Origin of the sequence: Desulfosporosinus sp. SYSU MS00001 (genome assembly GCF_049943955.1) — a bacterium.
Lineage (GTDB): Bacteria > Bacillota > Desulfitobacteriia > Desulfitobacteriales > Desulfitobacteriaceae > Desulfosporosinus.
This window is the reverse complement of the sequence record NZ_JBNFTW010000001.1, coordinates 319578-339728: the sequence shown is the minus strand read 5'-3', so window position 1 is coordinate 339728 and position 20151 is coordinate 319578. Positions and strand designations below refer to the sequence as shown.

General features: G+C 44.7%; 18 protein-coding genes. All 18 read right to left on the bottom strand.

What is annotated here, in order from left to right:
• Positions 1-3: 3 nt before the first annotated feature.
• The 18 genes from ACPUYX_RS01540 to ACPUYX_RS01455 all read right to left on the bottom strand — a co-directional run bounded on the left by ACPUYX_RS01540 (position 4) and on the right by ACPUYX_RS01455 (position 19998).
• Positions 4-681, bottom strand: a complete 678-nt coding sequence (locus ACPUYX_RS01540) for an ABC transporter ATP-binding protein (RefSeq protein ID WP_426377983.1) — start codon at positions 679-681, stop codon at positions 4-6.
• On the bottom strand, positions 678-1592 hold the full coding sequence (locus ACPUYX_RS01535; protein ID WP_426377982.1) for an efflux RND transporter periplasmic adaptor subunit: 915 nt from the start codon (positions 1590-1592) through the stop codon (positions 678-680). The genes ACPUYX_RS01540 and ACPUYX_RS01535 overlap by 4 nt, the downstream gene beginning before the upstream one ends.
• Before the next feature lie 394 nt (positions 1593-1986).
• Positions 1987-4659, bottom strand: coding sequence for a PEP/pyruvate-binding domain-containing protein (locus ACPUYX_RS01530; RefSeq protein ID WP_426377981.1), 2673 nt, complete (start codon positions 4657-4659; stop codon positions 1987-1989).
• Between the two features lie 40 nt (positions 4660-4699).
• Positions 4700-5326: a TetR/AcrR family transcriptional regulator gene (locus ACPUYX_RS01525; protein ID WP_426377980.1), complete on the bottom strand. Its 627-nt coding sequence runs from the start codon at positions 5324-5326 to the stop codon at positions 4700-4702.
• A 400-nt stretch (positions 5327-5726) separates the two neighbouring features.
• Positions 5727-6602, bottom strand: a complete 876-nt coding sequence (locus ACPUYX_RS01520; RefSeq protein WP_426377979.1) for an urease accessory protein UreD — start codon at positions 6600-6602, stop codon at positions 5727-5729.
• A complete protein-coding gene (gene ureG / locus ACPUYX_RS01515) occupies positions 6602-7213 on the bottom strand; it encodes an urease accessory protein UreG (RefSeq protein WP_426377978.1) in 612 nt (203 codons plus the stop codon). The genes ACPUYX_RS01520 and ureG overlap by 1 nt, the downstream gene beginning before the upstream one ends.
• 74 nt (positions 7214-7287) lie before the next feature.
• Positions 7288-7968 carry an urease accessory protein UreF gene (locus ACPUYX_RS01510; RefSeq protein ID WP_426377977.1) on the bottom strand — a complete coding sequence of 227 codons (681 nt, stop codon included), beginning with the start codon at positions 7966-7968 and terminating at the stop codon, positions 7288-7290.
• Positions 7965-8396: an urease accessory protein UreE gene (locus ACPUYX_RS01505; protein WP_426377976.1), complete on the bottom strand. Its 432-nt coding sequence runs from the start codon at positions 8394-8396 to the stop codon at positions 7965-7967. The genes ACPUYX_RS01510 and ACPUYX_RS01505 overlap by 4 nt, the downstream gene beginning before the upstream one ends.
• A gap of 18 nt (positions 8397-8414) precedes the next feature.
• Positions 8415-10109 (bottom strand): urease subunit alpha, encoded by a 1695-nt coding sequence (ureC, locus tag ACPUYX_RS01500; RefSeq protein ID WP_426378304.1) that lies wholly within the window; start codon positions 10107-10109, stop codon positions 8415-8417.
• Positions 10110-10169: 60 nt separating this feature from the next.
• Positions 10170-10523 carry an urease subunit beta gene (locus ACPUYX_RS01495; protein WP_426377975.1) on the bottom strand — a complete coding sequence of 118 codons (354 nt, stop codon included), beginning with the start codon at positions 10521-10523 and terminating at the stop codon, positions 10170-10172.
• A gap of 51 nt (positions 10524-10574) precedes the next feature.
• The gene (locus tag ACPUYX_RS01490; protein ID WP_047809854.1) at positions 10575-10877 is read right to left on the bottom strand and encodes an urease subunit gamma; all 303 of its coding nucleotides are present in this window, start codon (positions 10875-10877) and stop codon (positions 10575-10577) included.
• 27 nt (positions 10878-10904) lie between these two features.
• Positions 10905-11597 carry an urea ABC transporter ATP-binding subunit UrtE gene (urtE, locus tag ACPUYX_RS01485; RefSeq protein WP_426377974.1) on the bottom strand — a complete coding sequence of 231 codons (693 nt, stop codon included), beginning with the start codon at positions 11595-11597 and terminating at the stop codon, positions 10905-10907.
• A complete protein-coding gene (urtD, locus tag ACPUYX_RS01480; protein ID WP_426377973.1) occupies positions 11585-12346 on the bottom strand; it encodes an urea ABC transporter ATP-binding protein UrtD in 762 nt (253 codons plus the stop codon). The genes urtE and urtD overlap by 13 nt, the downstream gene beginning before the upstream one ends.
• A gap of 35 nt (positions 12347-12381) precedes the next feature.
• Positions 12382-13491 carry an urea ABC transporter permease subunit UrtC gene (gene urtC / locus ACPUYX_RS01475; RefSeq protein WP_426377972.1) on the bottom strand — a complete coding sequence of 370 codons (1110 nt, stop codon included), beginning with the start codon at positions 13489-13491 and terminating at the stop codon, positions 12382-12384.
• 27 nt (positions 13492-13518) lie between these two features.
• Positions 13519-14424 carry an urea ABC transporter permease subunit UrtB gene (gene urtB, locus ACPUYX_RS01470; RefSeq protein WP_426377971.1) on the bottom strand — a complete coding sequence of 302 codons (906 nt, stop codon included), beginning with the start codon at positions 14422-14424 and terminating at the stop codon, positions 13519-13521.
• Between the two features lie 224 nt (positions 14425-14648).
• A complete protein-coding gene (urtA, locus tag ACPUYX_RS01465; RefSeq protein WP_426377970.1) occupies positions 14649-15899 on the bottom strand; it encodes an urea ABC transporter substrate-binding protein in 1251 nt (416 codons plus the stop codon).
• A gap of 245 nt (positions 15900-16144) precedes the next feature.
• Positions 16145-17227 (bottom strand): response regulator transcription factor, encoded by a 1083-nt coding sequence (locus ACPUYX_RS01460; RefSeq protein ID WP_426377969.1) that lies wholly within the window; start codon positions 17225-17227, stop codon positions 16145-16147.
• 17 nt (positions 17228-17244) lie between these two features.
• Positions 17245-19998 (bottom strand): ATP-binding protein, encoded by a 2754-nt coding sequence (locus ACPUYX_RS01455; protein WP_426377968.1) that lies wholly within the window; start codon positions 19996-19998, stop codon positions 17245-17247.
• Between the last annotated feature and the right edge of the window lie 153 nt (positions 19999-20151).

The window sequence follows — 20151 nt, the reverse complement described above, 5'->3', positions numbered from 1 at the left end:
GGCTCACACCCCCTCGCTTAAACGTCCGTCGAGTATATTGACAATTCTTTTGGCATGCCCGGCGATATTTTGGTCATGAGTAATCATAATAATTGTTCTTCCTTCAGCATTGAGGTCTTCAAACAATTCCATAATCTGTTTACCGGTCTTTTGGTCAAGTGACCCAGTGGGTTCATCGGCCAGCAGGATAGCCGGCTCGGTTACAACGGCACGGGCAATAGCTACACGCTGTTGTTGTCCACCTGAGAGCTGATTAGGATAGTTTTTCATTCTTTCTCTAAGACCCACACGCTCAAGGATCCCTTCGGCCCTTTTTTTTCGTTCTTCCGGCGCTACTCTGGCATAAATCATTGGCAGCTCCACGTTTTCCAGGGCGTTCAGCCTTGGCAGAAGCTGAAAACTCTGAAATACAAAACCGATTAATTTATTGCGAATCCGGGCCAGTTCTATCTCATCCAAATCCTCAACATCATGGTCTGCTAAAACGTATTTTCCGACTGTAGGAACATCAAGGCACCCTATGATATTCATCAAGGTGGATTTTCCTGAGCCAGAGGGTCCTAATATAGAAACAAACTCTCCTTCATAAACTTTTAGGCTAACCTCTTTAAGTACCATAAACTCTTCAGCATCGAGATAATAGCATTTAACAATGTTTTGCATATTCAATATTTCACTCATTGCCCACTGCCACCTCCGGAGGTTCCTTGTTGAGCATTGTTCGTACCTTGACGCATCTGTGAGCCCGGACCGAAACCTGTGTTAGTGGTTGTCGCAGGTGGTATTAGAATAATATCGTTTGTTGTTACCCCGCTTTTGATCACAACATTGACACCGTCGTTAATACCAAGCGTAACCCCGACTTGTTTAGGCATATTACTGCTGTTTTTTAACAGAACATATGGATTATTATCCACGTCGAACTGAATAGCAGACATGGGCAAAATAACAGCACCGGAAACACTTTGGTTTTTGATCTTTGCTTGCGCCGACATACCTACCCGAAGATCGCTCTCCTTAGGCAGGGAAATGGTCGCCGTAAAGGTAGAATAACCGTTTTGATAGGTACCTACTTGCGAAACATCCGTTATTTTCCCAGTGACCTCTTTGTTCAAGGCATTAATGGTGACAGTGGCTTCTTTGCCAGTTGAAACGGCCGCTAAGTCGTTTTCATCAACCTGGGCTATCAATTGAAGATTTGAAAAATCAACAATGTCCAACAGTTTTGCCCCTGGCATCATTTGAGCATTAACATCTGCATAAATAGTTGTTATCTTCCCGGAAATATCCGGCTTTACTTCTAAACCATTTGTAGTCGTCATAAGTACAGTATCCGGCGTAACTTGGTCACCCTCGGCGACCTTTATATCCTTTATTTGCATAGCCTGACTCGCATAGACTGTCTGACTGTTCTTGGCTGCAACGCTGCCGGAAAAACTGTAGTAAGTCGTTAAACTGCCAACTGTCGGTTTAACCTCGGAATAGTTCAATTTCTTGGGTACGGCTAATTTAATAATAACTAAGGCAACAACCAACATACCTAGGATTGACCAAATAATTGCTTTTCGATTCGACCTTTTCTTATTCTTCATTATTCTTACCTCATAATTTTACGATCTTTATTTTATAACAATATTGCCTTTGTTCATGCCCCGGCTACACACGGACCGCTGCTCTTAAGCGCTTTTACAAGTTAAATTACTTGGAATGACGACTTTATACTATGGAAGATATTTTGTAGAGGATTAATTAAAAATATTCATGACTGCATTTACTAAACATAGTACGGTTTGTGTGGTGACTATCTTGTCGCTAATTTTGTCGTGCTTGGATACTATTATTTCTATCTATTTGGAAACAAAAGAAAACCGGTTAATAGCTTCTCTAAGCCATAACCGGTAGTAAAGGAGTTCGCCGCATTAAATGGTAATTTTGATGACTTGCATATCGAGATAATGAGAACTAAGAGTTTGACTGCTTGTTTACTTAATAATGTAGAAATATTTTACCTTCATCCCCATCGACATCTACTTTCCGGCCCTCTTTAATCAATTGCATGACTCCAGGTATATTCACGACAGCGGGAATGCCATATTCCCTAGCCACAATGGCCCCGTGGGATAAGAAACCTCCGGTTTCCATGATCACAGCACTCGCTTTTAAAAACAACGGCGTCCAACCTGGATCAGTGGATGGCGCTACCATTACATCTCCCGGCTGCAATCTGCTCCCTTCATTCGGATGACGGATCAATCGAGCCGGACCGGAGGCTCTTCCGGCGGCAACAGGCACACCTGCCAGGAAATTGTCGGAAGTCCGTGCAGCAGGTTCCGAATACTTAGGAGTGTCTCCCATAATAATATCCGGCGGTGCAATAGCCTTCATTTCATTCATAAAGATTTTTCGTTCGGCAACAAGTGCCCGGAGCCCATCACCGTCCCACTCGCCATCTAATATCGTTACCAGCTCAGGCCAAGTACAGAAGTAAATATCGCCTTGTTTTTCTAGAATACCCCGTTCGCAAAAACGAGACCCCACCTCCTGGGCTAACATCCGGTAAGCCTCCATCAGTACTGCCATCACTGATTTGGTCTTTTCCCGAACGGCAGCTCCTTCCTGAGCTCTCCTAATTAATTCCTTAATAGAACGATGTATATTAGAGGGTACTTTTTTTTCAATTTCCCGCCAAGCTTGTTCTAATTTTTCCTTTTGCTTTGCCTTCAATTTAGCCAGATCAGCGGTGTTCATTGTACTACGTATAATATCCATCAGATAAGAAGGGTCTTCCTTCCACCTGGGGTTAATAATATCCAGCTCGTAGACTGCCCGGTGCCCAAATTCTTTTAAAAACTCCCGGAAGGCCTGCTTAAAAGGTGATCGTTCAGGTAACTGCTCTTCCCAGCCCGTCGGGCCAAAGGCTGGGCCGGTTAAAAATTGAACAGCATCATTATCCTGGCGAGCAATTTCGGCCAATTCCACAAGTTTGTAGCCGTGATCTGCGCTCGTTATGTCCACCGTTCCACCAACCATTAAGCCATTGATAATCATCGGAGTCCCGTAAGCGAAAAATTCCATTAGGATATTAATGAGTCCCCCTATGGCCATAGAAGCCGCTCCGCTTAAAAAGGTGAACTCCCCGGCAAATCCTAGGGATATCTTACCCAGATCGTTATACAGTTGAATAAAATCCTTATCTGACAAGTGCCCAAATCCATCCTTTGTTAGGTCGTTGATGGAGCCTAGGACCCGTGCATGAATTGCCGAGGCATTTTTTGTTGCTTCATTAACTAAATCGTTGTATTTTAATCCACGCTCTGTTCGTTTCAAACCAACAGTCCCCTCAAAAGGTTTGGGGTCCTTTAGCTCAATTTCCGGCTGGTGTCCCCCCCATCCGGCATTAAAGTCACGGGGCAATGACCCCATCGCATCAAACATAGCCCATTGCAGTGCCGATAGATTACAATACAGACGACCGTTGAAAAACCTGGAGAATTGTAATCCTTCCGGCAAGGGATAACCGGTTTCGGTAAAATTAAATTTAAGAATTGTATCGATGGTATTAATCGCTAAACGTCGATTGAGTGGTGACAGAACCATAGGCACAGCATCCCTATAATTTCCATTAGACCAGATATCAGCTTGGTTCTTTAAAGCGTCAAAGGTCTTACGAGGTAAGGAAGTTACTGGTCTGGCCTGAACTAAAACGAAATCCCGGCCATCAAAAACCCATTCCACATCCTGGTGCTGATCACAATCCCCAAGAGCTTCGAAAACCCTTAAAAGCAGTAAACCTAACCTCTCAATTTTCTCATCCGACAACACCCGTCTGTTATAATATTCAGCCTTCAGCACAAATTGAGTTCCTCCACCCTCTTTAAGACAGGTTACTCCTTCCTTCTGCCCAGTTTTTCGTTCAATTAATTGAGGTACTGCGCGCCATGGACTGGCCTCTAGATAATATGTATCCGGCTCTACAATGCCCGCAACAACGCTTTCGCCCAGGCCAAAATTCGCATTGATAACCAAAATATCCCGACGTCCAGTTTGGGGATCACAGGTAAAACCAACTCCAGCTGCATGGGCGTCCGCCATCTCCATCACGACCACCCCAGTAACTACCTCATCATCACTGATTGTTAGTTTCCTGCGGTATACTATAGCCTGAGTCGACCAAAGTGAGGCATAACACCCTTTTATAGATTCAAGGATGTTACTCAAACCACGGACATTTAGAAACGATTCATGGATACCCGCAAAGGATGCCTGTGCGGAATCTTCCGCTGAAGCGGACGATCTTACAGCCATTGGTCTTTCAAGAATACCCAATCTGTTGAGCATGGTTCTTAATTCTTCCATGATAAGCTGTGGTATAGAGCCAGCTTTGATTTTTTCTCTTAATTGACTCAATTTGTCCTGGTTTTTAGGTTCCTCTATGCTTCCGAGAGTTACTGATTCAGAAATGGTTTTAACCCTGTCCTCTAATCCGTTGTACTTGATAAACTCATCGTAAGCACGGGTAGCAAGGACTCCTCCCATGGGAATTTTGAAGCCATACTGTGCCAGACGTCCCAAATTCCAGCCCTTGCCGCCGGCCTCATTAACTCCACACTGGAAAGCTTCATCCCACGTTAAAAAGTATTTGTCTGCGGATTTAATCACTTAAACCACTCTCCAAAAAATATTTATTGCATGTACTGCATTATATCTTGTACCCTCCTCTGAAATTGGCCCCCTCTAGGAATAGATCGACCATATTTACTATCTCTTTGCTCAGTTCTATCTTTGATGAGTCATTCAACCACTCCATTACAATAAAGCCGCGCAGAAAATCCAATTGTTTGACCAACAGTTTAGCCGAAATATCTTGCCTGATTTCACCTGCCTCCTGGCCTAACTTAATAATCTCGGCAAGAAGGCTATGGGTACCGCCGCTTTCGTATCCCGCCCCCTGAGACATGTTTTTGAAACGATAGCCTAAGCTAATTCCTATAAGCTCCTGGTTAATTTCTACCTCTTTATATACTTTGCCCAGTGTATTTAGCAGACGCGACCTTGTATCGGGTAACTCAGGCAGAGTGGCCAAGGCCTGCTGAGTAAATTCTTTGGAAATACCTCTAACATAGTCGTCGACAATAGCCTCTTTAACGGGAAAGTGATTGTACAGTGTTTTCCTGGCAATATCAGCTTCTTCGGCTATCTGTTCCATAGTCGTATTGTTAAAGCCCTGGCTTTGAAATAAATCCATCGCGACTTTAATAATCTTCTGCTGTGTTTCCTTCTTCTTCCTTTCAACCCTGCCTTCAACTGGTATATCTCTTGGTTCCACGCTACGCCTCCTCTGTATATTTGATAAACTAATGTTAGCGGAAATGTCATTACACATTGAGTCTATTTACACATTGTGTATATAATTATTATCTCTATTTACTACTAGTGTGTCAACACTTAGTTATGATTTTTCTTAAAACAAATTTTCTCTACGGACGAAAAAAACCGAGGTCAGATTTTACCTCGGTTTTTCCTACTTAGTCGCAACTATATGCATTTGACTCGTTTGATTGCATAAAACATTTCTTGAATAAAAATGAAAGCGTGGTGTTAGCACTATAAATCGTTCATGAATTTAGTGGAGCATTTTTGCTTTAATATTGTGTATCATTTGCGTTGGTTGAACTTATGAATTTCCAGGTGAATCTGTCAATTAGTTAGATTGATTCTCATCAAATCTAAAATTTTCTCCACGGCCACTCAGGCTCATTAAATAATCTCAAACGCAAGACTTTCCAAATCTCTTTGAAACCCTCTTGAATATCTTCCGCACTATGGCCCAAGGCCCGGAAACAATAAGTCTGTCTATTAATTTCAGTTCCGGCGATTAAAATCTTATAGTGTTCAGTGATCTGTTCCAAAAAGCCGTCTTCATCTTCCGTGTGGCGCTGCAAAAGTTCAGACATTACCCGCGGCAGATGCTGATCAATGGCCCAAAAGGTGCCATAATGCGTATAGCCATGCATTGGGCCAAGAGGGCTCCAAGTGTGTAAAAATGGAGGTAGCTTTTGCGGCTCCAGCTGAAACCGGTCACAGCAAATCAATTCACCATCCAAAAAAATTCGGGTCTGCTGATCCAGCAAATTATATTTAAAAAGCTCCTGGCGGGCAACCCGTCCAGGAGCCGTAATTTCCCAAAAAAAGACCGATGCTTGACTTGAAATCCAGAGATTAGTGCGGCTGAATAAACATGCTTCGGCAAAGGGTATGACCACTTCCGGCATATATTCGAGTCTGGCCCCTTTCTCTACAATCAAGGTTGTTAATTGCCTGGAGAGATTTCCTTGCGGTGAGCGAAAAACCTTGGTCGCCCCTTGACCAAAAACAACGGCCTGCGCATCCTTCTTTACCCGTACGGAAATACTGTGCTGATCTCCTTGCAGAAGGCCGGCTGCGGGATTCATTATAAAGAAAAAAACCGCTCCCTGCTCATTAGCATAGAGAGGGGTTGAAGCTCGCAGCGGCATTCTTTGACGCAAAGAGCTGATATAACTCCGGCCGTTTTCCTGCTGAACCTCAACTTGCAGAATACCGTGTTTTAAACTTGGAATCATTAAGTAATATCCTCCATGATCACGTTTTTCCGTATCCACATTAATACTTGATCTAAACCTTCTTCAGTTCTCAGATTGGTAAACAAGAAAGAGCGTTCACCGCGCATGCGCAGCGAATCTTGAGCCATCACTTCCAGACTGGCCCCAACATATGGAGCAAGATCTGTTTTATTGATGATCAAAAGATCGGAGCGCGTAATTCCAGGGCCCCCTTTGCGGGGAATTTTTTCTCCCTGTGCCACATCAATAATATAAATCGCAACATCGACTAATTCCGGACTAAAGGTCGCCGCTAAATTATCCCCGCCGCTTTCCACAAAAATAAGTTTTACATCTGGAAATTTCTCTTTAAGTATCTCAATCGCTTCCAAATTCATTGAGGCATCCTCCCTTATGGCTGTATGAGGACATCCTCCCGTTTCCACGCCAATGATTCGATCCTCCGGCAAAACCCCATTGCGGCAAAGGAATTCCGCATCTTCTTTGGTAAATATGTCATTGGTTATTACAGCAACACTATAATCTGTCGCCAAATAACGAGTCAGTTTCTCTACAAGGGCTGTTTTACCTGATCCCACAGGCCCCCCTACTCCGATGCGAATCGGCCACATACCAAAATCCTCCTTTTTTCAAATTCTTTTATTAAATTTTTATAAAGCTCTTAAAACCTTTGAACCTAAGAAGCCTAAGACATAAAGATCCGGGAATATAATTGTTCATGGGCCATAGCGGCCCAATCTAAGGCCGGTGCACTGCCGCCCCAATCCTTTTCCGTAGCGGCAACTGCCCATTGGATGCAAGTATTGAGCAAGGGTTGAAGCTGCGCAAGCACCTGCTGCCCGCTTGTTTGTCCCAACGGGATAGCCCGTACACCGTTGGCAATCAGAGATGCAGTACTCATATGCGCAAAAGCAGCCAGCAGCAAGGGTAATTCGATTTTAGCGCTGGCACCATAATGTCCCAGAATAATAGCATGATGACCAAAGGGGAAACTTACGTCAATAGTGTAATCAGCATCAATTTCCATAAGTAATTGGCGCAGCCTCTTCCCCATCTTGTGACTGCCCGCACGGCTTTCCGAGGGCAATTTCAGAGCATTTAATCGTCTGTCCAATAAAGCAAGCCGCTGCCCATCAGATTGCCGGGCAGCATCCCAAGCAAGTTTTACGGCGAGTAAATCCGTAGGCCGCCAAGTGTAATAGAGAAACGTCTGCATAAAGCGGTTTAATTCTTCCTTGCTATTAATGTCCCCGCGCTGAATCATAGTTTCCAATCCGAAAGATTGGGTAAAGCCTCCTGAAGGAAAGGAGGAATCCGCCAGCTGCATCAAGCGCAGTCCCTTTTCCAGAGAAAACTTTTCCATCATGGTGCGAAAGCCCGGTCCTCTTTGACCGGGGATAAACCAAGCTTGGTCAGCTGTTCAACGAGTACCGAATTATAAGGAGTCAGCAAAGAATCGCTCTTCACCTCGATAGGCGCATGCATATTGCCGATGGCATGGGCAGCCAAACCCATTTCCTTCATATTCCGGACCGGAACAAGCAAGACCGCTTCTTCCTTTACCCTTACGACAATGACGTGGTTATCTTCCCGGTAAAGAATATCTCCGGGATGCAGATGCCCGCTCTCCAGTTGGATTCCTATATCCCGGCCCACATCCGATGTCTTGCGCAGAATTCTCTTCTGAAGTTCATCCCAGGAAAGGAAAACCTGTTCAATGGTTAAAGCCTCTTTTCCATGCTGCTGATCTTCTTCCAAGTCTCTCAGTTTACCAACCACTTTCGTAACTATCATAGCTTAGAACTCCTCCTCCTAAAACATAAAGTAGCGCTGAGCCAGAGGCAGAACTTCAAGCGGCTCACAAGTCAGGTTCTCTCCATCGGCAGTCACTTGATAGGTTTCAGGGTCCACTGAAATCTGCGGTGTCGCCGAGTTATGTTTCATGTCGGCCTTCCCAATATTGCGGCAGTTCCTCACCGGAACAAGCTGTTTAGCCAGCTTTAACTCCCTGGCCAGTTTTTCCGAATCCGCTGCCTGAGATATAAACGTTAAGGAACACGCAGCGATTGCTTGCCCAAAGGAAGCAAACATCGGCCGTTGGATCACCGGCTGAGGTGTGGGAATAGAAGCATTAGCATCACCCATGGCGGCATACATAATAAACCCGCCCTTGATCACCATACTTGGTTTTACCCCGAAAAACTTCGGATTCCAAAGTACCAGGTCCGCTAATTTACCCTTTTCAACCGAACCAACTATATGACTAATTCCGTGGGTGAGGGCAGGATTAATGGTGTATTTGCTAATATAGCGTTTTATCCGGTTGTTATCGTTCTCTCCGCTGTCAGATTCTAAGAACCCCCTCTGCAGCTTCATCTTGTGCGCCGTTTGCCAGGTTCTGATGATCACTTCGCCAACCCGTCCCATGGCCTGAGAATCTGAAGACATCATGGAAATGACACCCAGATCATGTAAAATATCCTCAGCAGCGATAGTTTCCGGACGGATGCGGGAATCAGCAAAAGCGATATCTTCCGGAACCCGTTTATCGAGATGATGGCAGACCATGAGCATATCGAGATGTTCTTCCAGGGTATTCACCGTAAACGGCCGGGTAGGATTCGTTGAAGATGGCAGGACATTAGGCAACGAGGCTACTTTAATGATATCCGGAGCATGGCCTCCTCCCGCTCCCTCGGTATGAAAGGTATGAATCGTCCGCCCGCCAATGGAAGCTACGGTATCTTCGACAAATCCCGCTTCATTCAGGGTATCCGTATGGATGGCGACCTGAATATCATATTCGTCGGCAACCTTGAGGCAGCAATCAATAGCGGCAGGAGTCGATCCCCAATCCTCATGCAGTTTAAGACCCATGGCCCCGGCTTTTACTTGGGCTATCAAAGGTTCGGGCAGCGAATTATTCCCTTTTCCGAAAAAGCCCATATTAATTGGAAAGGCTTCAGCAGACTGCAGCATCCGGTACATATTCCATTCACCCGGCGTACAGGTGGTAGCATTCGTTCCGGCTGCCGGGCCGGTTCCGCCTCCTAGCATGGTTGTGACGCCGGAAGCAATGGCCGTCTCAACTTGCTGCGGAGAAATAAAATGAATATGGCTGTCAATTCCGCCTGCCGTAACGATAGAGTTCTCTCCGGCAATCACCTCGGTCCCAGCCCCGATGGGAAGGTTAACTCCCGCCATTGTCTTAGGATTTCCTGCGCGGCCCAGGCCATAAATCCGGCCTTCTTTAATCCCAATGTCAGCCTTGATAATACCCCAATGGTCGATGATTACGGCATTGGTAATCACTGTGTCCATAGCCTCATTCAAGGCTTGAGGGTCCTGACCCATCCCATCACGAATGACCTTGCCGCCTCCAAATTTGGCCTCATCACCGGGGCTGGTCAAATCATCTTCTACTTCCAACCATAATTCCGTATCTGCCAAACGGATTTTATCGCCAGTGGTTGGTCCATACATATCGGCATGCTGACGGCGGGACATATTCAATGTCACAGTTCCATTCCTCCTCACATTTTCAAGTCGGGTCCCAAGAATAACCCCTTATTTAATAAACCCTTTCTCTTGAGCCCGCTCTATACATGTTGACTTGTCCATACAGCCGGCACTTAAGTTATTGGCTCCCAACCAAGGCCCCTTACCCGAAAATTGAACAAGTTTTACCTTTCGGCTTTCCCCAGGTTCAAAGCGAACTGCGGTCCCCGAAGGAATATTTAAACGCATTCCCCAGGCTAAAGCCCGCTCAAAAATCAAATACCTGTTTACTTCAAAAAAATGAAAATGCGATCCCACCTGGATGGGCCGGTCACCGGCATTTTCTACAACCAGGATTTCTGTTTTTAAGCCTTGATTGGCCTCGATAATGCCTTCGGCCAATTTAACCTCTCCCGGTATCATTAACTTTTACCTCCTTTAGCAAAGAACCTAGTCCCATCTCCAAACCCGAACCTAAAGGATCGGATGATGAACGGTCACCAATTTCGTTCCGTCGGGAAAGGTTCCCTCAACCTGAATTTCCTCAATCATTTCCGGGACTCCTTCCATGACCTGGTCACGCCTTAAGATCTTTAGCCCCAGTTCCATGAGCTGGGCGACGCTATAACCCTCCCGAATTCTTTCCAAGAGTTCGGCGCTGATCAAGGATACAGCTTCCGGATAATTCAATTTTAGGCCCCGGTTTAAACGGTCGCGGGCCACCTGTCCTGCAGTATAAATTAATAATTTATCTTTTTCAGCCGGACTAAGATGCATCCCCTAACCCCCTTTCCTGATCTGAATTTAAATGGCCAGGAGTTTCTGAATTTCCTCTTTTTTGATTTCCCGAGTGAAACCTTTGGCCACGATGCGTCCTTTTTCCATGACGTAATAATAATCGGAAACCTCCACGACAAAGTCCAGATACTGCTCAACAATCAGGATCGTTAAGTTCTCATCCTGTTTCAATTGTTTAATGACCCGGCCGATTTCCTGGATCACAGAAGGCTGAATTCCTTCCGTTGGTTCATCGAGGATCAGTAATTTTGGCTTAGCTACCAAGGCCCGGGCAATCGCCAGCTGTTGCTGCTGCCCCCCGCTTAAGTCTCCCCCTTTTCGTTGCAGCATGGTTTTTAAAACCGGAAACAATTCGTAAACCGTTTCATCAATACTTCCCTTGCCGCCAAGGGCCTCAAGACCAAGCAATAGATTTTCCTGAACCGATAACTGGGGAAAAATATCCCTCCCTTGAGGGACATAACTAATCCCTTGCCTGGCCCTAAAATACGTAGGTTCCGCAATAATTTCCCGTCCGTTAAACTTAATGCTTCCCTTAGGGGTACGAACCAAGCCCATAATACTTTTTAAGAAAGTCGTCTTGCCCACCCCGTTGCGTCCGAGGAGGCAGACCACCTGTCCTTTAGGAACCTCCAAATTGACATTATTTAGAATGATGCTTTCTTCATAATTGGCCTCAAGTTTTGTTACATCAAGCATTCGCCTTCCCCACCCCGTCCAAGGTATACATCGATTACCTTTTGATTGCTCTGAACTTCAGAGACACTTCCCTCATCCAATATTGCCCCTTCATGCAGGACCGTAACCTTCGTGGCATAATCTCTGACAAATTCCATATCGTGTTCCACAACGATGATGGTGCAATTTTGAGCTATTTTTTCTAGAAGTTTCCCGGTGGCATCCGTTTCGGAACGGCCCATACCGGCAACGGGTTCATCCAAAAGCATAAGCTTGGGCTCCTGGGCCAGAAGCATGCCAATCTCCAGCCACTGTTTTTCCCCGTGAGATAAGGCTTTTGGGGTGTTCAAGCGTTTTTCATATAAACCGATCGTTACTAAGATATCTTCAATTCTCTCGTGTTGCTCTTTGTTCAGTTTGTGAAAAACAGACGAATATAAAGACCTGTCTTTGACCACCGCAAGTTCCATATTTTCGTAAACGCTCATATGCGTAAATACGGAAGGCACCTGAAACTTTCTGCCAATGCCGATATTAACAATCTCGTGTTCCGAATAGCGAGTAACGTCCAGATTGCCGGAAAACAAAACTTGTCCGGATTGAGGCTTTACACGCCCGCAAATTGCATCGAGCAACGTTGTTTTGCCGGCACCGTTGGGGCCAATAAAAAAACGAATCTCGCCTTTCTCGATCTCAGTCTTGACATGATTAACAGCCCTGAATCCGTTAAAGCTGACCGTCAAATCATCAATTTGCAAAATGGAATCCATGTCCCCACCGCCTTTCAATTCTGTTGTTCCGCGGGTTAAGCCGCTTTATCTGTGCTTAGGTGCTCTGTATGGTTAGGGGTTTGCCGAAATTTCCGGGCCATTTCTTTGACCAGCCCGACAATCCCCTGGGGCATTAACAAGACGACAAAGACAAAGGCTAAGCCAATGAAGTAAGACCAGACATCCGGAAAACTGTCACTGATTCCGCTTTTCAAAGCATTTACCAAAATCGCCCCAATCACAGCGCCGATTAGTGTTCCGCGGCCGCCAATGGCCACCCAGATAACCATTTCAATCGAAGGCACTATCCCCATCTCCGCTGGGGAAATAATACCGACTTGAGGCACAAAGACAGCGCCGGCAAGACCGGCAATGGCCGCAGACAAACAATAGACAAAAATTTTATAGGTTGCAGGATTGTACCCTGAAAACCTTACCCGGTTTTCCCCGTCCCGGATAGCGACAAGGATCCTGCCGATTCTTCGTTTAACGAGAAAGTTGCAGAAGAGATAAGTCAAAACAAGAAGAGCTAAGGAGATGTAATATAAAACAAGCTTCGTTGCGTCGCTTGACAAAGAGAAACCCATAATACTCCTGTAATCTGTCAGACCGTTTGTTCCGCCGGTGTAAGCCTGTTGGCCAACAAAAAGCACACTAAAAATAATGGCTAAGGCTTGAGATAAGATAGAGAAATAAACTCCCCGAATACGATTCTTAAAGGTGAAAAAGCCGATTACAAAGGCCAGCACAGTTGGAATCAGGATGGCCATGGCGAGGGCCAAAGCGCTGTTTGTAAAGGGTTTCCAAAACCAGGGGAGAGATTCCAAGCCGCTCCAAGACATAAAATCCGGCAGTTTCCCCCGGGCGGCTTCTAATTTGAGATACATGGCCATACAGTATGCTCCAAGTCCAAAGAAAACACCATGTCCCAGACTTAGAATTCCGGTAAATCCCCAGATCAAATCTAAACCAATTGCCAAAATAGCATACGCTATAAATTTTCCCAGCAAATTGACTCTAAAAATTGATAAAAATAAGGGAGCGAGTACTAGAAGTAAAATAAGGAAGGCGAACACAAGCAACTCTTTGGATTTTATTAAACGTTGAAAATTAAATCGCGAATTTCGAACATTGACCTCAGACATTGTCATCCCCCTTTCCATCATCAATCCTTAGTCATCTAAAGAACGGCTGCTGATATTGAACAGCCCATTTGGTCTCCACTGTAATAAGGTGATAATTAAGATAAAGACTAGGACCTTACCCAGAGAAGCATTGGTCAAAAATTCAAGGGTCGTGTTCGCTGTCCCGATTAAAAGCCCACCCGCAGCAGTTCCCACGAGTGTTCCCACTCCGCCCAGAACAACAACCATAAAGGTATCGACAATATAATTCGTCCCTAAAGTAGACCCAATGGAACCAAGCAAGGTTAAAGCACAGCCGGCAATTCCGGCGAACCCAGAACCAATAGCAAAAGTGTAAGCGTCCACTCTGCGGGTATTGATCCCCATACTTTCCGCCATTTCTCGGTTCTGCATGACCGCCCGGATTCTTCTCCCAGTTTTGCTTTTATAAAGCAGGAAATACATACTGAGCAGACAAACAATGACCAAAACGATAATAAACAGCCGCTTATAAGGCAATTGCAGCCCTTGGCTGAGGACAAGTCCTCCGTCCAGCCAGTCCGGGCTTTTCACATCAACATTCGGCGCGCCAAAAATATTGCGGGCCAGCTGCTGAAGTACTAAACTAACACCCCAGGTTGCCAGCAAACTGTCCAACGGTCTATTGTAAAGGTGCCGTATAACCGTACGTTCCAGGACAAAGCCGACAAGCCCGGAAACGATAAACGACGCAGGAATAGCCAAAAGAAAGTAGAGTCCGAATAGGCTTTTAGGCAAATGCAGGAATTGATTCTGCATGAGATAAGTTACATAGGCACCTATCATAATGAACTCACCATGGGCCATGTTGATGATTTTCATCAAACCAAACGTAATGGCTAGACCCAATGCGGCTAATATAAGAATAGAGCTAACACTGATTCCATTAAAAATTTGCAGGAAATAAGTTCCCATTCTTCCACCACCTTTTCCATCGCTTTTTCAGGGCAGAAAGTAAAAACTTTCGTTATATACTTTCTAAGCACAAGTCCAACTAGGCGGTCGCCCTCGCCAGTGACTCATAAGTGCAAAGATAGTGTCTTCGGACGCCAGCCAAGTTTTCTTTATAAGGTTGGGGTTTAACGGCGGAGGACGATAAGCCTGCACCGTTAAACCAACATTTAAGAGAATGAATTCTTCTAATTGCTGAGCCCTTTAGCCCAAGGATAGGATTTCAGATAAGGATCTGGTTTGACCGCCTTGCCGGTGCTCCAAATCTCTTTAATCGAGCCATCGGCGGCAACCTCACCTATTCTTACAGTTTTCCATAGATGTTGATTTTCACCCTCGATTTTAACCTGGCCTTCCGGTGCCTGGAATTCAATTCCTTTAGCAGCCTGCCGGACCTTATCCACATCGGTTGAGCCTGCTTTCTTGACAGCCGCAGCCCATAAATACACGGCATCATAAGCTGCTTCAATCGGATCATCAGTTACACGGTCAGCCCCATATTTGGCTTGGTATTTCTTCACGAATTCTTTATTCTCCGGGGTATCGGTTGTTTGATAGTAGTTCCAGGAAACCAGTTGCCCGGCCATATTGGCGGCGCCAATACCACGGACTTCTTCCTCAGCGACACTTACTGAAAGGGTTGTCAGGTCTTTAGAAGTGATCCCTGCATCCTTTAGCTGCTTGAAGAACGCAACGTTGCTGTCGCCATTCAAAGTATTGAAAACAACATCTGGTTTTGTGGCTTTAATTTTGTTGATGATGGTACTATAGTCGGTGAACCCAAGTGGTGTGTATTCTTCATCAACCACTTCGCCCCCTAAATCTTTAAGCTGGGCTTTAATAATTTTGTTGGCGGTTCTGGGAAATACATAATCCGATCCCAGTAGGAAGAATTTCTTGCCTTTATTTTTGAACAGCCACTCTACCGCCGGAACGATCTGCTGATTAGGAGCAGCTCCGGTATAGAAAATGTTGGGAGATGATTCCATTCCTTCATATTGAACAGGATACCAAAGTAAGCCATTGTTTTCTTCGAATACAGGCAATACTGCTTTGCGGCTGGCCGAGGTCCAGCAGCCGAAGACAGTGGCCACCTTATCTTGCTGTAACAGTTTCTTGGCCTTCTCGGCGAATGTAGGCCAGTCGGAGGCGCCGTCTTCCACCACCGGCTCTATTTTTTTACCTAATACTCCACCCGCCGCGTTAATTTCTTCAATCGCCATCATTTCCGCATCTTTGACCGACACTTCGCTAATAGCCATCGTTCCGCTTAAAGAATGAAGAATCCCGACTTTAATTGTGTTCCCTGAACTTGTAGTTGCCGCCGGTTGACTAGTCTGAGCGGCTCCACAACCTGTTACCAGTAATCCGGCAACAAGTGTCAGGGAAATTACTCCCGTTAGGCGTTTTTTTAGTTGCGTCGTTAAAATTTTTTTCATGTCTTCCTCTCCTCCCCTTGAGCTAAGACAGCATGATTGGCCTTGATCAATGCTGATGAGTTGCGATAGCGCTATCGAACCAAGCAAAAAGGCGCTGTAAAAAATGTCTTCTCTACCTCGTAAGGTACATAACATTTTTTCTCAGCGCCTTTGCCAGTTAAACTATATTCATTTTTGCATTTATCCAAGAGAAATCAAACCTTACAAAACAGCTTTTTTCACCCTAAAAAAACGGTCAAAAAATTTTACCCTCCCAGCTTTCGAAACTGTAAAGGAGTAAAACCGGTGTAATTCTTAAATAGTCGGCAAAAATAATCCGGACTGCTGTAGCCAAGTTTTTCACTCACTTCATAATTTTTATACTTGCCGGTTCCAAGCAAGTGCTTGGCATATTCCATCTTGACCTTTGTAGAGTAATCATTAAAGTTCACTCCGATTTTTTGTTTAAAAACCTTCCCTAGATAGTCTTTGCTCACGTGGACCTCATGGGCAATTGACTCAAGGGTAAGATCATCGCCTAGATGGTCAATTAAGTATTGACAGGCTTTTCTGAGCATACTGTCTCTCTGATGAAGCTCATATTTCTTTATCACATTGACCAACTCTTTAATGCGGTCCAGAAACTCCGATTTCAGCGCACTCAAAGAATAGCTATCCTGAAGGACATGGTCAAGAGCCTCGTTTTCAACCTTCTGGAGCCAGGAATATTCCTGGAATATGGTTCCGGTTAAGTTTAAAAGCATGATTTCCAATAACTTTGCCGTTTTAAACAGGTCTTGATCCAGTAACTTACTTAAATCCGCAAAAGCCATTTCCGCTTCAGTCAATGCTCCCCAATTTCCTTGTAGGATAAAATCTGCAATTCGCTCTTCTCGATTTTTAGGGTAAAAAAGAGTCAGGCTTTCTTCAATCAGCCTGTGTTCTTCCTCAGCCCTTATTCTTTGTTGGTTTCTTTCCTCCAAATATTCTTTCGTTCTTTGTAAAGCCTCACTGAGAATCTCATCCTCCAGGGGTTTGGTCATATAATCGAAGGCCCCTAAGCGTATTCCTTGTTTGGCATATTCAAAATCGCTGTGCGTACTCAGCAAAATGGTGCAAATATCCCATTTCCGCTCCCGCAGTTCGCTGAGAAACTCTATCCCATCCATCCCCGGCATCCTTATATCGGTTATGACAAGATCAATTTGACAATTTCCCAGTTTTCGCAAGGCTTCTCTTCCGTCACAAGCCTCTTCTTGCATTTGAAATCCATAATTCGCCCAATTTTTATATCTCCTTAACATGTACCTTACGGCTTTATCATCATCAACAATTAAGACTTTAAACACTTGCCTAACCTCCTTGTCTAGGCTGTCGGGGCCGCACTATTTTGAGTTAAAACTTTCTTTAGCAGAACTGCGGCCTCTTCAAAATTGTACGTGAAAATTGCTTCACTCAGTAGGTTATAGTCCTGACTACTCAACTCTGACTTCAGAAAAGACTGACAAACTGTAAACACAGTTGTCGCTTCAGCGTCCCCCTCTTCCAGAAGCTTAAGGAGTCTAGCTGGCTCGTTATAAGCAGTTTTATCGCCTGCAGATCTTACAGAATACCCCTCTCCTTCCGGAAGAGAGTCGGCAACAAATTGGGCAGCAGCTTTCAGAGTTGCCGCCAAGACTTTGGCAAACCGACTTATTTCTTGAGCCATCAACTCTTCATTCCGACTGCCTAGGACATTTTCCAAACGCAGGGATACTTCCTTCAGTTTATTCGCTCCAATAGTTGCGGAAATCCCTTTAAGTGTGTGGAGCAACAGCTCGGCTCCAGCAACATCACCCTTTGTCAAAAGCAGATTAAATTGATCATGGTCATTTTTATGGTTAGCCAGGAATCTCTCCAGGATATGCTTATAGCCTTCCCGCTTGCCTTGTAAGCGCGACAGAACACTTTCAAAATCTATCCATGTATTCGGTATAGTTAGCTTAGGGAACAAGTTTGGATTAGAAAAAGAGTTATCTTCTTCTGTTACGGCTTGTTCCGTCAATCCGGTCGATTCAATCGATTCAGTTGATCCTAGGTACAGAAACTTTCTTAACTCTTCAATCAGTTTCCCGGGGTTTAGGGGCTTCGTTAAGTAGCCGCTCATTCCTGCCGATTTGGCCCTTTCAGCAACCCCCTCAACTGCGTCTGCCGATAAGGCGATAACCGGCGGAGCATCTATACCCTTAAGTTCTAAGATACGCCGGGCCGTTTCATAGCCATCAATTTCAGGCATTCGAATATCCATCAAAATGACATCATAACGGGTTCTTGCTGCCATGGATACAGCATTAAAACCGCTCTGAGCTGTGTCAACTTCAAACCCAAGGTTTTCGAGAATCTCTTGGGTCATTTGTAAATTTATTTGATTATCCTCCGTCAAAAGAAGTTTTTTAGCAGCAAACAGCCGCGAGTTTAGTTTTTCGCTTTGAGAAGATGTCGCTACATAACCGGCGATTTCTAATTTTGCCGTAAACCAAAAGGTTGATCCTTTTCCCGTTCTACTACGGACACTAATTTCCCCCGCCATGAGGCTGACAATTTTTTTGCATATAGCCAGCCCTAAGCCGGTTCCCCCATACTTTCGGGAAGTAGAGGCATCCCCTTGGGTAAATACCTCAAACAAATGCTTCATTTGTTCCTCAGGTATGCCTACTCCAGTGTCAGAAATACTAAAACGAAGGTAAGCCTGGCTGCCGCCGCTTTTTATAACTTCAACTAAAACTTCCAATTTTCCCTTGTCCGTAAACTTAACTCCATTGGATAGGAGATTTAAAAGAACTTGCTTGAGTCTTGTCACATCCCCTTTTACATAGCGCGGAACATCCCCTTGTATTTCACAGTGAAAACTTAAGCCTTTGTGCTGAGCTTCAAGTTCAAACAAACTGCATATCTCCCTGACTGTCTCGTATAGGTTGAATTCCACAACTTCGAGAATCATCCGACCGGCTTCAATCTTAGAAAAATCAAGAATTTCATTAATAATCCCCAATAGGCTCTGAGCTGCCATATTTACATTTTGCAGATATTGCTTCTGTTTGAACGTAAATTCGGTATGATCAAGTAAATAGAGATAGCCAATAATTGTATTCAGCGGCGTCCTTATCTCATGACTCATATTAGCCAAAAATTCACTTTTAGCATTATTAGCTTTTTCGGCTTCTTCTTTAGCAGTTTTCATTTTTTCTTCGGCGTGTTTTCGCTTGACTAATTCCTCCTGAAAGGACCGGTATAAGTCATTAAAGGTATTGGCAAGCAATCTGAGTTCCAGGGAGCCTTCCGCCAACAAGCTGAAGTTTTCCTTGTTAAAGGAAAATACTTTTAACAATTCGGTATAATTCCTGATGGGAAACGTCACCTGTGTAAAGAGAATTCGCAGCAATACCGCAACCGCACCAATAATAATAACTGCCAAGATTGCCTGCAGGATCGCTGCCCTTTGGGTGGCATTCCGAGCACTTTCCAATTCTGCTTCCAAGCGGGTATTCATAATCTGCTGGAATTTGTCGATGGGGTCCATAATGCTCCGCTTGTCGGCATCGTATTTAGCATCAAACATGATGTCCCGTGCTTTAGCCAGCTTTTCCTCAGCACTTAGCTTTTGATCTTCGCCGCTTAAACTGTAGGAAGCCACTTCTGGCGGCATTTGCGCCTCCGGTTCCTGCATAGCATTAAGTACAAGCCGCATGGAATGTCTTTCCGTGTTCACCAGGGCATCTGAATTCTTTTTCGCCTCAGCCAACAAGGCCATTTCTTCACTGGGAGAGTGTAGTTCCGCCAGCCTAGAGATTACATGATCCCGTGTTTTGGTAACGTTGATCTCCTCCCAGTATTTGTTCATATGAGTCTTATCATTGGTTACCGCATACTTGCGCGCTTCATCCGTTAAATAATCCGAAGCATTGGCTAAATCAATGCCCAGTTGTTTAAATTCTGTTCTTCTTTTTTCGGCATTCTGTTCATCTTTAATGCTTGAACTCATGTAAACAACACTGCTTCCCAGCAGGATAGCAATAAGAAAAAAGATTCCTACCATTAAGGCACTAATTGTCGATTGTTTGATGATAATTTTTGATGGCATTTGACTCATCTCCAATAAAAAAAGCAACGGAGCGAGTTTGATCCTTCAAACAGGCTCCGTTGCCTTAATACCCAATAGATTAAATGTATTATATAATAGAATTAGACCCTAAGCAAGGACCGCTTTAGCCTCTAACTTGTTTTACCGACTCGA